The following is a 13,804-nucleotide window of genomic DNA, read 5'->3' as shown; positions in this document are numbered from 1 at the left end:
GCCTGCCAATCATTCGATGCCTTCGCTCTTCACCGCGAGCGAGGGCATTGTTACATCATCGGCCGGCCGGATCCGCAGCCGCGTGATCCGGTTTTTCACCCGCTTCATCACGGTGAAGCGCTTGCCGTAAAACGTGAACGCCTGCCGTTCTTCGGGAATCGTTTTGGATTCGTGGATCACAAGACCAGCCACCGTGGTTGCCTCCTCGTCCGGAAGGTTCCAGTCGAGTGCGCGGTTAAGGTCGCGGATCGGCACGCTGCCATCAACAACGACCGAACCGTCCGCCTCCTGCCGCACGCCCTGGATTTCGATATCATGCTCGTCGGAGATATCACCGACGATTTCTTCCAGAATATCCTCCAGCGTCACCAGACCCTGCACCTCGCCATATTCATCGACGACGATGGCGAAATGCACCTTGCGGCGCAGGAAGGCATTGAGCTGCTCTTTCAAATTGGTGGTTTCGGGCACGAACCACGGCTTTTGCGCAATCCGGACAATATCGAGATTTTCCGGCTCGACATCCGGTTCAGCCAGGGCCCGCAACAGATCCTTGGCATGCACGACACCAATGATGTTGTCGGTCGATCCCCGCCAGACCGGCATACGGGTGTAGGGGCTTTCCAGCACCGCGCGAACCGCCACTTCCGGCGCATCGTCGGCATTGATGCCGCGCATCGACGTGCGGTGGATCATGATGTCGGAGATTTCGAGTTCGCCGAGATCAAGAACGCCACCAAGCCGGTCGCGGTCAGCCTTGATGACGGACCCTTCGCGATGCAGGAAATCGACAGCCCCGCGCAACTCTTCATGCGCCGTCAGCATCGGCATTTCCGAAGACAGGTTGATGCCGAACAGGCCGAGAATGCGCCGGACGATCCAGTTCACCAGGCTGGAGACCGGACCGACAATGCGAACGACGATATCGACCGCCCGGGCAACGACAAGCGCAAACCGGTCCGGCGATGCGATCGCCCAGCTCTTCGGCAACACTTCGGCGAAGATGACCAGAATGACCGTCATCGCCAGCGTCGCATAGGCAACGCCGGACGCTCCGAAGAAATGCAGGAACAGACTGGTTGCGATCGACGACGACAGGATATTGGCCAGGTTATTGCCGATCAGCAGCACACCGATCAGCCTGTCGCGGCGCTCGATCAGGCGGTTGACCAGTCCAGCGCGCTCATCACCATTGTTCTCCAGCGTGTGCATGCGTGACCGGGACGCAGCCGTGAGCGCGGTCTCCGAGCCCGAAAAGAACGCCGATAGCAGGATCATCGCGACAATGATCAGGATGCCCGGACCGTAGTCAGCCAGAAACAGTGTGAATGTCTCGTTGCTCATCCCGGATGCTTTTCCTTCAGAAAGGCGCTGACTTCCGATCCCGGAACGTCATCGGCGACAAACGACTGGCCGATGCCGCGCGTCAGGATGAAGGTAAGCTTGCCACCGCTGACCTTCTTATCCTGGGCAATCGCATCCATCAGTTTGTCCACAGGCGGCAGGGTGCCAGGGATTTCATCCATGCGCGTCGGCAAGCCGACCGTCTTCAGGTGCGCTTCCACACGTTTGGCGTCGTCCGGGCTTGCCAGATTCATGCGCGCCGAGAACTGATACGCCAGCACCATGCCGATCGCCACGCCCTCGCCGTGCACCAAGCGCGTACCATCATACAGTGTCGCTGCCTCCAGCGCATGCCCGAATGTGTGCCCGAGATTGAGCAGCGCACGGCGGCCATTCTCGCGCTCGTCGGCCGCAACCACATCGGCTTTCGCCTGACAACTGATGGCGATCGCCTCGATACGGGCGTCGCCACCGGCAAACACGGCCTGCCAGTTGTTTTCCAGCCAGATAAAAAAGTCCGGCTTGTCGATCAGCCCGTATTTGGCGACCTCGGCATAACCGGCCCTGAACTCGCGCTCGCTCAGCGTATCCAGCACGTCGGTATCGGCGAGCACCAGGTCGGGCTGATGGAAGACCCCGATCAGGTTCTTGCCGTGCGGCGAGTTGATGCCGGTCTTGCCGCCGACGGAGGAATCCACTTGTGCCAGAAGCGAGGTCGGGATCTGGATGAAGCGCGAGCCGCGCCGGGCGATCCCGGCGGCAAAACCGGTGAGATCGCCGATGACGCCGCCACCGAGCGCGATCACCGCATCGTTGCGCTCGATACGGGCGCCGAGGATCGCCTCGCAGACGGGGATCAGATGTTCAAAACTCTTGGTCTTTTCACCCGCCGGCAAAACCAGCGACACGGCCGTGATGCCCTTTTCCTTCAGGCTATCCATCAGCGGCTCGAGATAGAGCGGCGCGACATTCTCGTCGGTGATCACAGCCATGCGCCGCCCCTTCAGCCGGCCGGCGATCTCGTCCGCGGCGGTGGCGATCAGGCCGGGGCCGATCAGAATATCATAGGAACGGTCGCCCAGGTTGACGCGAACGGTTTTACGGGCGGCGGACAGGCTGGCAGTGGTCATGGCTTCACTTCTTCGGCATGGCGGCAAGAGCGGCGAGAACCTCTTCCACCATCACCTCTTTCTTCACATCACGGGACAGCACGGTCAGATCCGCCTGTGCATAGATCGGATAGCGGGCGTGCATGAGGTTTTCGAGCGTCTGCTTGGGGTTTTCAGTTTTCAGCAGCGGGCGGGTGTCGCGCTTGTTGACGCGCTCCCACAGAACGTCGAGTTCGGCATTGAGCCAGACAGACAGGCCGTGCCGCTTTATATGCTTGCGGGTGCGCTCGTTGATATAGGCGCCGCCGCCGGTGGAGACGATGCGCGGGCCGGTGTTCAGCAGCCGCTTGATGACGCGGGCCTCCAGCGCACGAAACTCGTCCTCGCCATAGGCTGCGAACAGTTCGCTGATGGTCATGCGCGACACGCGCTCGATCTCATGATCGGAATCGACGAAGGGAACCCCGAGCGCCGACGCGGTCATCCGGCCGATCGCCGATTTTCCGGCCCCCATCAGACCGACGAAGACGAGGTTTCGTCGCCCGAGCGCGGCCTTCGCCCGCTCGATCAGCGCTTCGGAAACCGGTTCAATCACGTCGCTCATGCAGTTTCAATTTCCCCGTTCCGTTCCGGTATCGACAAATCAGCCGGAAGCGTCAAGACTTCACGGCATACAAGGCAACCGGAATCCGGTGCGATACAGCGGTTCTTGCACTTGCAAACAGGCATGGTCATATAGACCCCTGACCCTAGGAGTTGAAAATGCCCAGCCTGTTCCGGTTCCTGTTCATCTGCGCCCTGATCGCCGGCGTGATCTATGGAACGATGATCGCGCTGGTAACCTTCGTCAATCCGGTGGAGCGCGACGTGACCATCCGCATCCCTTCCGAGCGGGTCAACAAACCGCAATGATCGATCTCTCAGCCGCCCATATGGAATCCTTCCTGGAGATGATGAGTGCCGAGCGGGGCGCCGCAAACAACACTCTGGTCTCCTATGAGCGGGATCTGGAAGACGCCTATTCCTTCCTCAAGCAGCGCGGCGTCAAGCCGACGGATGCCGCCTCCGAAGACCTGCGTGCCTATCTCCAGCATCTGGCCCAGCAGGGGTTCAAGGCCTCGTCGCAGGCACGCCGGCTGTCGGCATTGCGGCAGTTCTACAAATTTCTCTATGCCGAGGGGCTGCGCACCGACGATCCGACCGGCGTTCTCGACGCACCGAAAAAAGCCCGGTCGCTGCCGAAGGTGCTGAGCATCGACGATGTTTCAAAGCTGATCGGCCAAGCGGAGCAGGAAGCAGCGCAAGGCGGCAACGATCCTGTTGCCCGCCTGCGCATGCACGCCCTGATCGAGCTGCTCTATGCCACCGGCATGCGCGTCAGCGAACTGGTTTCGCTGCCAGCCTCGGTGCTTGCCCAGAATGGACGTTTTCTTGTCGTGCGCGGCAAAGGCAACAAGGAGCGCATGGTACCGCTGTCGCATGCGGCGATCCGGGCGATGCAGGCCTATGGCGCGGCGATGGCCAGCAACAATGCCGCCCAGGAAACCCCACCGCCGGAAAGCCCGTGGCTGTTCCCCTCCTCCGGCAAGGCGGGATATCTGCCGCGTCAGGTTTTTGCCCGCGACCTCAAGGATCTCGCCGCCCGCGCCGGCATCCGCGTTGCAGCGATCTCGCCGCATGTGCTGCGCCATGCCTTTGCCAGCCATCTTCTGGCCAATGGCGCCGACCTTCGCGCCGTGCAGGAACTTCTCGGGCATTCGGACATTTCAACGACACAAATCTATACACATGTACTGGAAGAACGGCTGCATCAGCTGGTCCAGAACCATCACCCTCTTGCCAAACAGGCGAAAAAACAGGATTAGGAGCGCCAGAACCCTTGGCAGGGACGACGGGATCGTCATGTCCGAAGCCACTGACGCAATATGATCGGAAACGCATCACATGCACAATTATCTCGATTTCGAAAAACCAATCTCCGATCTCGAAGGCAAGATTCACGAGCTGAAGAAGATTGCCAGCGAGGACGAGAGCATCGACACGGCCGACGAGGTCGAGCGTCTGGAAGTCCGCACCCGCGAGGCGATGGCCGAAATCTATTCCAAGCTGAACCCCTGGCAGAAGACGCAGGTTGCGCGCCATCCGCAGCGCCCGCACTTCCAGGAATATGCCGCCAATCTGTTCACCGAATTCACGCCGCTCGCCGGCGATCGGAAATTTGCCAATGACGAGGCGATCCAGGCTGGTCTGGCGCGCTTCCGTGGCACCCCTGTCGCGGTCATTGGCCAGGAAAAGGGCAACGACACCAAATCGCGCATCAAGCACAATTTTGGTAGCGCCCGTCCCGAAGGTTACCGCAAGGCGATCCGCGTCATGGAAATGGCGGACCGTTTCGGCCTGCCGCTGATCACCCTGATCGACACCGCCGGCGCCTATCCCGGCATCGGCGCCGAAGAGCGCGGCCAGGCGGAAGCTATCGCCCGTTCGACGGAAATGTGCCTCAACATGCGCGTTCCGATCGTCTCCGTCGTCATCGGCGAAGGCGGTTCCGGCGGGGCGATTGCCATCGCCACCGGCAGCCGCGTCTATATGCTGGAGCATTCGATCTACAGCGTGATCTCGCCGGAAGGCGCTGCCTCTATCCTCTGGCGCGACTCGACGCGTGCCAAGGAAGCTGCGACCAACATGAAGATCACCGCCGAGGACCTGAAGTCGCTGGGCATCATCGACGGTATCATCGGCGAACCGGTCGGCGGCGCACATCGTGATCCCGATGCCGTGATCGAGAAGACCGGCACGGTCATCGCCGACGCACTCAAGGAGCTTTCGGGCCGCACGGGCGACCAGCTGCGCTCCGACCGCCGCCAGAAATACCTGGCCATCGGGCGTCAGCTCTAATCACATTTGCCGGTTTTGGACAGTCCAGAGTGAAAACGGAGCGCGCGGTCCAACCTTGGCCATATTCGTGCGCTCTGGAACGCTTGCGGTAAGGCGCTTTTCTAGGGTTAATATTTTGTGAAGTATAAGGGAATATTGATTCCCTGTGGACTGCCGAAGCGGGAACGCCACGTTCGACAATTTTCTTGATGGACCTATGCCGATGCGTTTGACACATCTTGTTGCCACAGCCGCCATCGCTGCGCTGCTCGCGAGCTGCACCGCCAATGAGGCGATGGACACAGTCGACGTCGACCTGAAGAAGGTTTCCAGCAAGGTCAATTACCAGCTCTCCGGCAAGATCGTCCAGAAGATGCAGGCAATGAGCATGGCGAAGGACTCGCCGATCATGCTGCGCATCTTCAAGGAAGAAGGCGTTCTCGAAGTCTGGAAGGCCAATACGTCCAACCGTTTCGAGATGCTGCGCCAATACAAGATCTGCGCCTGGTCCGGCAAGCTCGGCCCCAAGGTCAAGGAAGGCGACCGTCAGGCGCCAGAAGGGTTCTATCCGATCTCCCCCGGTCAGATGAACCCGAATTCCAGCTATTACCTCGCGATCAATACCGGCTTCCCCAACCGTTACGACCAGGCCAACGGCCGCTACGGCACCAATCTGATGATCCACGGCGCCTGCTCCTCGTCCGGCTGCTACTCGATGACCGACGAGCAGATGCAGGAAATCTTTGCGCTATCGCGTGACGCCTACAAGGGCGGCCAGCAGGCAATCCAGCTGCAGGCCCTGCCCTTCCGCATGACTGCGGAGAACATGGCGCGCCACAAGAACAGTCCGAACATCGACTTCTGGAACATGCTGAAGCCCGGCTATGACCAGTTCGAGATCACCAAGCGGCCGCCGGAAGTCAACATCTGCGAGAAGAAATACGTCTTCAACCAGCAGACCGACGGTAAATTCTCGCCGACCGGTCAATGCCCGGCGCTGTCGACGCCAGCAGCAATGCAGGGCGCACTGGCGAGCTATAACAAGAAATACAACGACGACTACGCCAAGGCGACGAAGAAGCTTGACGGTCTGGTCTGGTATGAGCCCACTGAGGCCGAGCGCAAGGCGATCGTCGCCAAGCAGCGTGTCGGCAAGGAACTGGCTTACGCCCCGACCGGTACCTCGCTCGACGCCGGCAAGCTGATGAAGGTTGCCGATCTCGAAAAGCAGGAAGCCCGCCGGGCCGAACTGGAAGAGGCCAAGAAGGCAATCGAAATCCAGCAGGCCGAGCTCGCAAAATCCACTCGCGACGGCAAGAGCGTGCCAGTACCGGCCGAGAACCCGTTGCCGCGCCCGGTTGAGACGGCATCCGTCGGACAGACGGCGGCCAAGAAGGGTTTCTGGGGAGGCCTGTTCTCCAAAAGCGCTGATAACGCGCAACAGTTGCAGCCAGCCGCTGCCGCACCTGTCGATACGGCCCAGCAAACAGCAATCGTAGCTGCAGCCGGGACAAACGGCGCGGAAGCCGTGCAGAAACCGTTGGAAGCCGCAAAACAGGGAACTGCCACGATCCAGACTGCTCCTGTGGCCGAGCAAATTGCCGAGCCGGCGCCTGCAAAAAAGGGGTTCTGGGGCAGCCTGTTTGCCAAGGGCGGCAATGGCGCCCAGACATCTCAGCCTGCAGCCATGACGGCCGCCAACGTTGCCGTTCAGCAACCTGTCGTCCAACAGCAGGTCACAGCCACGGCCAAGCCTGCAGCCACCGAAACGGCGAAAAAGGCCACGGAAACTGCAGCGCAGACAGTGGCCAGTACCGAGGTTGCGCCAATCGCCGAGCATGCCGTTGCCGAGCAGCCGAAGAAGCGTCCGTTCTGGAAACTCTGGGGCAATTGATGCCTGACAGCCTGGTCTATGACCTCAAGGGGCTGAAATGCCCCTTGCCGGTCTTGCGAACCCGCAAGCGCATGCTGACCGTTGCTCCTGGCACGCTGATCACGGTCGAGACGACCGATCCGCTTGCCATCATCGACATCACGCATTTCTGCAATGAAGACGGCCACAGCTTGGAGCAATCCGAGACGCTGGCGGGCGGCCATCGTTTCGTCATTCGCAAGAAGGCTTGAGCGCTACCGTTTTGCCTCAAACCCCATCTGACGGCCTGCTTCGTTCTATCCTGTCGATCGCGTTCTGAAAAATTCTTCAAAAAAAATTTGAATTGATGTCGATCGGACCACAACTCGTTCGTCGTATGATCAGGAAGGCCAATCCGGCGTCCTTCACCCAAGGGAGAATACGATGCGTGTCATGGTTATTGTAAAGGCGACGAAGGACAGTGAAGACGGCATCATGCCGACGACCGACCTCTTGGAAGCCATGGGTAAATACAACGAGGAACTGGTCAACGCCGGTATCATGATGGCCGGCGAAGGCCTGCATCCCTCGGTCAAGGGCAAGCGGATCGCCTTCGATGGGCCAAGCCGTACTGTTATCGACGGCCCTTTTGCCGAAACCCGCGAGCTGATCGCCGGTTTCTGGCTCTGGGAAGTCAAGGACATGGCCGAAGCCATCGAATGGGCCAAGCGTTGCCCAAACCCGATGCTTGGCCCAAGCGAGCTGGAAATCCGCCAGGTGTTCGAAGCAGCCGACTTCGGCGAGGCGTTTACGCCGGAATTGGCCGAGCAGGAAGAACGTCTGCGCGAAAAGGCAGCCAAGCGCTAAAACCCGTCAAGCTGCGTCAAGCCGCCCCCCCCGCTTGACGCAGGCCTTGCTCCTCGCCTAAGCGGGATGCATGGCAGTAAACGAAACGCATCACGCGATAGAGACTGTTTTCCGGATCGAGCAGGCCAGATTGATCGGCGGCTTGGCCCGGATGGTCAGGGATGTCGGCCTTGCCGAAGAACTGGCGCAGGACGCGCTGGTGATCGCCCTGTCCGAATGGCCGAAAACCGGTGTCCCCAAAAATCCGGGCGCCTGGCTGATGGCAGCGGCCAAGCGGCGGGCCATTGATGGCTTTCGGCACAAGAAGATGCTCACCCGCAAACATGCCGAAATCGGCCGCGACCTCGAAGACGAACGCGATACCAGCGTCGAGGATGTGGAAGCTGCACTGGACGACGATCTCGGTGACGAACTGCTGGGGCTGATCTTCACGGCCTGCCACCCCGTCCTGTCGGCGGAAGCGCGTGCAGCACTCACCTTGCGGCTGATCGGCGGCCTGACAACCGACGAGATCGCCCGCGCCTTTCTCTCCAATGAAGCGACCATCGCCCAGCGGATCGTGCGGGCCAAGAAGACACTCGGCAATGCCGGCCTGACCTACGGCGTGCCGCGCGGGCCTGAACGCAGGGAACGCCTGTCATCGGTTCTGGAGGTGATCTACCTGATCTTCAACGAGGGCTATGCGGCTACCACCGGCGAGGACCTGATCCGTCCTGCCCTGTGCGCCGAAGCCCAGCGTCTCGGCCGTATCCTCGCCGGCTTGCTGCCGGGCGAGCCGGAAGTGCTGGGCCTGCTCTCGCTGATGGAAATCCAGGCTTCCCGCCTCAACGCCCGCACCGCCCCGGACGGTTCACCGATCCTGCTGACAGAGCAGAACCGCGCCCATTGGGATCAGTTGCTGATCCGCCGCGGGCTTGCTGCCCTTGAGCGCGCCGAAGCACTCGGCGGCGCCAACGGTCCCTATGCCCTGCAGGCGGCGCTGGCGGCTTGCCACGCCCGCGCCCGCAAGGCGGAGGACACGGACTGGCAGAAAATCGCCGGGCTCTACGACACGCTGCGCGAAATCATGCCGTCTCCGGTGGTCGACCTCAATCGGGCGATCGCACACTGCATGGCTTTCGGACCGGAAACAGGCCTCGCGCGCCTCGATGAAATCGATCCCGCAGCGGGCTTGCACGCCTATGCTCCCCTGCCGGCAGCACGAGGCGATTTCCTCTTTCGCGCCGGGCGGCTGGATGAAGCCAGGGTCGAATTCGAGCGGGCGGCAAATCTTACCCGCAATGCTCGTGAAAAAGCGTTCTTTCTCGGCCGCGCTGCCGCCTGCGGCCGTGGAGCCGTTCGCGCCGGCTAATCCGCAGGGCCATCGTCAGCCAACAGGTTGTGTTCGGCCCAGTCGCCTTTCGGAATCTCGCTGCCAACGGCAAAGGCAAACGACACGACCTGCTTCAGGTCCGGGGTCACCTCGCAGTTGAAGCCGATATTATACCAACGGCCTTTGCTGCGAAACGCGCCGCCATGGGCCGTCAGCTTTTGTCCGGAAAATTCGGTATCCGCCATCGCATAGGCAACCAGAAAATCCGGTTTCAGCGCCGCTTCCCAGAGATGGACCTGTTCCATCGCTTCGATATTGCAGAGCTGGACGATGCGCTCGGACGGTGCCAATTGCCCAAGCGTCTTGCGCGCCTTGGCGCTGCGCGGATCGGCCAGAACCTTTGCCGACCGCAGATGTGTTGCCTGAACCATGACGGGTGCTTGCGCAGGTGGCCGGTCCGTCGGCAGCTTGGCAAAATCTGGCGCGGGGCTTTCGGTTGATGGCTGAGACGACGCATCGTCCACGAGCTGAGGCAAGGGCTCAGCCGGGATTTGTGCCTCGGCAACCGGCGCCCTGCTTGCGGCTTCAAACTGTTGCGGCGTCAGAACATCGACACTGACGCTCTCTTCCGATGAAGGCCCCTGCGGGCGCGGCGCTACCGCGAGAAGGAGAGCGAGCCCGATCAGCAGGTGGAAGCCAAGAGAGGCGCTGACACTCCAGCCGCCGGGGCGGCTGGCAGCAGAGGCTGGCGCCCGCATGTTGCCGATGACTTCGCCCGCCTCGAGAAACATGCCAGCCCCTTGCCGGTGTGTTACATCCTGAGCCCGGGCACCGCGAGCGGATTGTCTTCCAGCGCCTGCCGGTCCGGCCGGTCGATACGCGGCTTGCCGGTGAAGGCGTCGAAGAGATCGCGCACGAACGCTTCCGGCAGGTCCTTGGTGATCAGCACCATGCGGGTGCGCCTGTCGGACGGGTCGGGCCAGGCCGCCATGCGCTGCGGCGTATGAAACACCGTCTGTACGCCGTGCAGGATCAGCGGCCTGTCCGGATTGTCCGACATCGAAACGATCGCCTTCATCCGCAACAGCTTTTCACCATGGGCGGAGCGCAGGAGGTCGACGAACATTTCCAGCGCCATCGGATCGATCGGCCGGTCATGCACGAGGCTGAACGAGCGGATATCGGCGCCATGCCGGTTTTCATCATGGTGGTGGTGATCGTGATGATGGTCATGACCGCAGTTTTCATGGCCACAATGGTCATGGTGATCATGATGGTGATCGTGGTCTGCCACCGCCTCATCCTGCAGCCAGCGTCCAACATCGGCGATCTTGGTTGCCGGGTCGTAGAGCCCGCAATGAAAGAGTTCGGCCTTGCCCGCTTCAGGCAGATCGCCATCGATCATCGGCGCGCGTGGATTGAGCGCTCGCAACCGCGCCTTCAGCGTGATCACCGCATCCGGCGTCGCAAGCTGCATCTTGCTGATCACCAGCCGGTCGGCCATCGCTACCTGCTTGACCGCCTCTTCGTGATGATCGAGCGTCGACAGACCATTGGCCGCATCGACGACGGTAACGACGCCATCGAGCCGGAAGCTCTGGGCGATGACCGGATTGCCCATCACCGACTGCAGCACCGGCGCCGGATCGGCAAGACCGGTGGTCTCGATAACGACGCGCTTCAACGGCTTGATCTTGCCGGTCTGCATCCGGTCCATCAGATCGGCCAGCGTATCGACAAGTTCGCCGCGCACGGTGCAGCACAGGCAGCCATCCGACAGCTCGATGATCCCGTCGCTCGATGCCTCGACCAGAAGATGATCCAGCGAGACGTCGCCGAATTCATTGATGATCACGGCGGTATCGGTGAGATCAGGATCCTTCAGCAGCCGGTTGAGCAGCGAGGTCTTTCCCGCACCAAGAAAACCGGTGAGGATCGACACCGGCACGGCGTTCAAAACAGGGCTCATGGATTTATCCGATCAGTATGCGGGATGCTCAGAAGACGGGACGCGGAACCGGGACCGGCACATTGGCGACATCGCCCTGGGCGGCCTCCGTCTGTGCCTTGCCCTTGACGTCAGCCGCCTTCTCGGTGCCCGGGATAAGCCCGGCGGCAACAAGGTTCAGCGGACGGTTGATCTCGTGGATATAGGGCGACAGCAATTTCTGCCGGCCACCTTCGTCACGGTTTTCCGAACGCACCTTGGCAGCCTTCGGATTGCAGATTTCCTTGCTGACATCGGCGACCATGTCGCGGGTCTCGCCATAGGGCGCGATCTGGCCAAGGCCCGGCTTGCCGCCGCCGCTCGAGGTCAAACCGAGTTGAAGCAGTCGCGCCGACTCGTCCGCCCGCCCGCCAAGACTGTCTGCTCCGAGAACGACAGAGACGACCGCACGGCCATTGCGCGTGGCGGAAGAAACCTGATTGAAGCCCGAAGCGCAAATGAACCCGGTCTTCATGCCATCGGCACCATCGAAGCGGCCGATCAGCATGTTGAAGTTGGGATAATTCTTCTTGCCGGTGGTAAAACCCTCATAGGCGAAATACGGCGCGTATTCCGGAAACTCGCGCTTGATGGTGATCGCCAGAACCGCAAGATCCCGCGCCGTCGTATACTGACCGGCACCCGGCAATCCGTTCGGATTGATGAAATGCGACGAGGTCATGCCGATCCGTTTGGCTTCGGCGTTCATCTGGTTGACGAAGGCAGGCTCCGAACCGGCGACTGTCTCGCCAATCGCGACCGCAATATCGTTGGCCGACTTGATCAGCATCATCTTCAATGCGCTGTCGAGCGTGACGGCCTGGCCGGGCTTGTAAAACATCTTGCTCGGCGGTTCGCCCGCGGCGTTTTTGCTCATCACCACCGGGGTTTCGAGCGTCAGCTGGCCGGATTTCAGGGCGCGGAAAGTCGTGTAGGCGGTCATCAGCTTGGTCAGCGAGGCCGGATACCATTTCTGGTAAATTTCCCGCTGCTCGTAGACCTTCAGCGAACTGACATCGACAACCAGCTGCGGATTGGCAGCACTTGGCAGGGTGGCAGAAAGCAGCGACGCGCAGGCGCCCGTCAGGACTGCGAATAACTTCAACGCGCCAGTCTTGCGAATTCCAGTTGTCACATCAAACCTCGAAATTTCGGGAATTGCCTCGTATCGTCCGGCTATTTAACCTATATGGCGAGGAGATGGCAAAGACCATTCTTTGTGCCGATGCCGAATATCCCGTATCCCATGCCCGCAATGGACCCACAGGAAGCCAAAATGCCTATTCTGAACCGCGCAGCAGAGCTCCAGACCGAAGTCACTGAATGGCGCCGCCATCTTCACACCAAGCCGGAACTGCTGTTCGCCGTCGAAAATACGGCAGCTTTCGTCGAAAATAAATTGCGCGAATTCGGCGTTGACGAAGTCGTGACCGGCCTTGGCCGCACCGGCGTCGTCGGCCTGATCAAGGGCAATCTCGGCGAAGGCCGCACCATCGGCATGCGCGCCGACATGGATGCGCTGCCGATGACCGAAACCAGCGGCAAGCCCTGGGCCTCGACCACCGCGGGCAAGATGCACGCCTGCGGCCATGACGGCCACACCGCCATGCTACTCGGTGCTGCAAAATACCTCGCAGAGACACGCAATTTCAAAGGCGCGGTCGCGGTGATCTTCCAGCCGGCCGAAGAAGGCGGCGCCGGCGGCCACGAGATGGTCAAGGACGGCATGATGGAGCGGTTCGCCATCGAGGAAGTCTACGGCATGCACAACATGCCGGGCATGCCGGTCGGTGAGTTCGGTAGCCGTGTCGGCCCGATCATGGCCTCCACCGATGAATTCACCATCACCATCGATGGCCGCGGCGGTCACGCTGCCCAGCCGCACAAGACCATCGATCCGATCGTGCTCGGCTCGCAGATCGTCAACGCGCTGCAGACCATCGCCTCACGCTCGGTCGACCCGCTCTCCTCCGTCGTCGTCTCTGTAACGAAGTTCAACGCCGGTTTTGCCCATAACATCATCCCGGAGCAGGCCACGCTCGGCGGTACGGTTCGCACCCTGATGCCGGAAGTGCGCGATCTCGCCGAGCAGCACATCAAGCAGATTTCCGAGAGCCTCGGTGCCGCCTATGGCGCCAAGGTCACGGTCTCCTACGCCCGTAATTATCCGGTCACGGTCAACCACCGCGAAGAAACCCGACACGCGCTTTCGGCGGCGGCAAACATCGCGGGCGAGAACCAGGTATCGGGCGATCTCGATCCGATGATGGGTGGTGAGGACTTTTCCTACATGCTGCTGGCCCGTCCGGGCGCCTTCGTCTTCATCGGCAATGGCGATACCGCCGGTCTGCATAACCCGGCCTATGACTTCAACGATGAGGCAATCCCGCACGGCATTTCCTATTGGGTGAGGCTCGCCGAAATGCGGCTGGCGGCCTAAGCTGCTTTCGCCATTG

The 13,804-nt window shown here is 61.0% G+C and carries 14 protein-coding genes; 8 read left to right on the top strand and 6 right to left on the bottom strand.

Translation table 11 applies throughout. From position 1 onward, the window contains the following. Nucleotides 1–9 precede the first annotated feature (9 nt). The 3 genes from ACSQ3J_RS17875 to ACSQ3J_RS17865 are packed head-to-tail and all read right to left on the bottom strand — an operon-like array spanning nucleotide 10 to nucleotide 3,057. Complete coding sequence (locus tag ACSQ3J_RS17875; protein ID WP_060506423.1) at nucleotides 10–1,344, bottom strand: HlyC/CorC family transporter; 1,335 nt, start codon at nucleotides 1,342–1,344, stop codon at nucleotides 10–12. Beyond that, nucleotides 1,341–2,474: a 3-dehydroquinate synthase gene (aroB, locus tag ACSQ3J_RS17870; protein WP_060506424.1), complete on the bottom strand. Its 1,134-nt coding sequence runs from the start codon at nucleotides 2,472–2,474 to the stop codon at nucleotides 1,341–1,343. Before aroB ends, ACSQ3J_RS17875 begins: the two co-directional genes overlap by 4 nt. 4 nt (nucleotides 2,475–2,478) lie before the next feature. Further along, entirely contained in the window at nucleotides 2,479–3,057 is a 579-nt protein-coding gene (locus ACSQ3J_RS17865) for a shikimate kinase (protein ID WP_037099760.1), read from the bottom strand. Nucleotides 3,058–3,215: 158 nt separating this feature from the next. On the opposite strand from ACSQ3J_RS17865, the gene ACSQ3J_RS17860 reads away from it, so the two are divergent. The 7 genes from ACSQ3J_RS17860 (at nucleotide 3,216) to ACSQ3J_RS17830 (ending at nucleotide 9,400) form a co-directional block, all read left to right on the top strand. Further along, complete coding sequence (locus ACSQ3J_RS17860; RefSeq protein ID WP_037099764.1) at nucleotides 3,216–3,365, top strand: hypothetical protein; 150 nt, start codon at nucleotides 3,216–3,218, stop codon at nucleotides 3,363–3,365. Continuing rightward, a complete protein-coding gene (gene xerD / locus ACSQ3J_RS17855) occupies nucleotides 3,362–4,318 on the top strand; it encodes a site-specific tyrosine recombinase XerD (RefSeq protein WP_436039702.1) in 957 nt (318 codons plus the stop codon). Before ACSQ3J_RS17860 ends, xerD begins: the two co-directional genes overlap by 4 nt. Nucleotides 4,319–4,397: 79 nt before the next feature. Further along, the gene (locus ACSQ3J_RS17850) at nucleotides 4,398–5,351 is read left to right on the top strand and encodes an acetyl-CoA carboxylase carboxyltransferase subunit alpha (protein WP_436039700.1); all 954 of its coding nucleotides are present in this window, start codon (nucleotides 4,398–4,400) and stop codon (nucleotides 5,349–5,351) included. 202 nt (nucleotides 5,352–5,553) lie between these two features. Then, nucleotides 5,554–7,224 (top strand): L,D-transpeptidase family protein, encoded by a 1,671-nt coding sequence (locus ACSQ3J_RS17845; RefSeq protein ID WP_436039698.1) that lies wholly within the window; start codon nucleotides 5,554–5,556, stop codon nucleotides 7,222–7,224. Continuing rightward, nucleotides 7,224–7,454 carry a sulfurtransferase TusA family protein gene (locus ACSQ3J_RS17840; RefSeq protein WP_436039696.1) on the top strand — a complete coding sequence of 77 codons (231 nt, stop codon included), beginning with the start codon at nucleotides 7,224–7,226 and terminating at the stop codon, nucleotides 7,452–7,454. Before ACSQ3J_RS17845 ends, ACSQ3J_RS17840 begins: the two co-directional genes overlap by 1 nt. A 172-nt stretch (nucleotides 7,455–7,626) precedes the next feature. Continuing rightward, nucleotides 7,627–8,049, top strand: coding sequence for a YciI family protein (locus tag ACSQ3J_RS17835; RefSeq protein WP_060506429.1), 423 nt, complete (start codon nucleotides 7,627–7,629; stop codon nucleotides 8,047–8,049). 70 nt (nucleotides 8,050–8,119) lie between these two features. Next, entirely contained in the window at nucleotides 8,120–9,400 is a 1,281-nt protein-coding gene (locus ACSQ3J_RS17830) for an RNA polymerase sigma factor (RefSeq protein WP_060506430.1), read from the top strand. Here ACSQ3J_RS17830 and ACSQ3J_RS17825 read toward each other — a convergent pair. From ACSQ3J_RS17825 to ACSQ3J_RS17815, 3 genes are read right to left on the bottom strand one after another with little or no spacing between them, the layout of a single operon-like run. Beyond that, a complete protein-coding gene (locus ACSQ3J_RS17825) occupies nucleotides 9,397–10,152 on the bottom strand; it encodes a DUF930 domain-containing protein (RefSeq protein WP_060506431.1) in 756 nt (251 codons plus the stop codon). The two genes, ACSQ3J_RS17830 and ACSQ3J_RS17825, sit on opposite strands and share 4 nt — an antisense overlap. 20 nt (nucleotides 10,153–10,172) lie before the next feature. Then, complete coding sequence (locus tag ACSQ3J_RS17820; RefSeq protein WP_060506432.1) at nucleotides 10,173–11,330, bottom strand: CobW family GTP-binding protein; 1,158 nt, start codon at nucleotides 11,328–11,330, stop codon at nucleotides 10,173–10,175. A 28-nt stretch (nucleotides 11,331–11,358) separates the two neighbouring features. Continuing rightward, nucleotides 11,359–12,483, bottom strand: a complete 1,125-nt coding sequence (locus ACSQ3J_RS17815; protein ID WP_436039692.1) for a D-alanyl-D-alanine carboxypeptidase family protein — start codon at nucleotides 12,481–12,483, stop codon at nucleotides 11,359–11,361. A gap of 141 nt (nucleotides 12,484–12,624) precedes the next feature. On the opposite strand from ACSQ3J_RS17815, the gene ACSQ3J_RS17810 reads away from it, so the two are divergent. After that, nucleotides 12,625–13,788, top strand: coding sequence for a M20 aminoacylase family protein (locus ACSQ3J_RS17810; protein ID WP_436039690.1), 1,164 nt, complete (start codon nucleotides 12,625–12,627; stop codon nucleotides 13,786–13,788). Nucleotides 13,789–13,804 lie beyond the last annotated feature (16 nt).

The sequence above is a fragment of the Rhizobium sp. LjRoot98 genome (assembly GCF_964252935.1).
Classification (GTDB): Bacteria; Pseudomonadota; Alphaproteobacteria; order Rhizobiales; family Rhizobiaceae; genus Pararhizobium.
The sequence above is the reverse complement of the archived record's forward strand: the minus strand, read 5'-3'. Positions and strand labels throughout refer to the sequence as shown.

What these genes read in the sequence shown, in the direction of transcription:
- ACSQ3J_RS17875 (WP_060506423.1), bottom strand. Translation starts at nt 1,344, where the DNA reads ATGAGCAACGAGACATTCACACTGTTTCTGGCTGACTACGGTCCGGGC.
- aroB (WP_060506424.1), bottom strand. Translation starts at nt 2,474, where the DNA reads ATGACCACTGCCAGCCTGTCCGCCGCCCGTAAAACCGTTCGCGTCAAC.
- ACSQ3J_RS17865 (WP_037099760.1), bottom strand. Translation starts at nt 3,057, where the DNA reads ATGAGCGACGTGATTGAACCGGTTTCCGAAGCGCTGATCGAGCGGGCG.
- ACSQ3J_RS17860 (WP_037099764.1), top strand. Translation starts at nt 3,216, where the DNA reads ATGCCCAGCCTGTTCCGGTTCCTGTTCATCTGCGCCCTGATCGCCGGC.
- xerD (WP_436039702.1), top strand. Translation starts at nt 3,362, where the DNA reads ATGATCGATCTCTCAGCCGCCCATATGGAATCCTTCCTGGAGATGATG.
- ACSQ3J_RS17850 (WP_436039700.1), top strand. Translation starts at nt 4,398, where the DNA reads ATGCACAATTATCTCGATTTCGAAAAACCAATCTCCGATCTCGAAGGC.
- ACSQ3J_RS17845 (WP_436039698.1), top strand. Translation starts at nt 5,554, where the DNA reads ATGCGTTTGACACATCTTGTTGCCACAGCCGCCATCGCTGCGCTGCTC.
- ACSQ3J_RS17840 (WP_436039696.1), top strand. Translation starts at nt 7,224, where the DNA reads ATGCCTGACAGCCTGGTCTATGACCTCAAGGGGCTGAAATGCCCCTTG.
- ACSQ3J_RS17835 (WP_060506429.1), top strand. Translation starts at nt 7,627, where the DNA reads ATGCGTGTCATGGTTATTGTAAAGGCGACGAAGGACAGTGAAGACGGC.
- ACSQ3J_RS17830 (WP_060506430.1), top strand. Translation starts at nt 8,120, where the DNA reads ATGGCAGTAAACGAAACGCATCACGCGATAGAGACTGTTTTCCGGATC.
- ACSQ3J_RS17825 (WP_060506431.1), bottom strand. Translation starts at nt 10,152, where the DNA reads ATGTTTCTCGAGGCGGGCGAAGTCATCGGCAACATGCGGGCGCCAGCC.
- ACSQ3J_RS17820 (WP_060506432.1), bottom strand. Translation starts at nt 11,330, where the DNA reads ATGAGCCCTGTTTTGAACGCCGTGCCGGTGTCGATCCTCACCGGTTTT.
- ACSQ3J_RS17810 (WP_436039690.1), top strand. Translation starts at nt 12,625, where the DNA reads ATGCCTATTCTGAACCGCGCAGCAGAGCTCCAGACCGAAGTCACTGAA.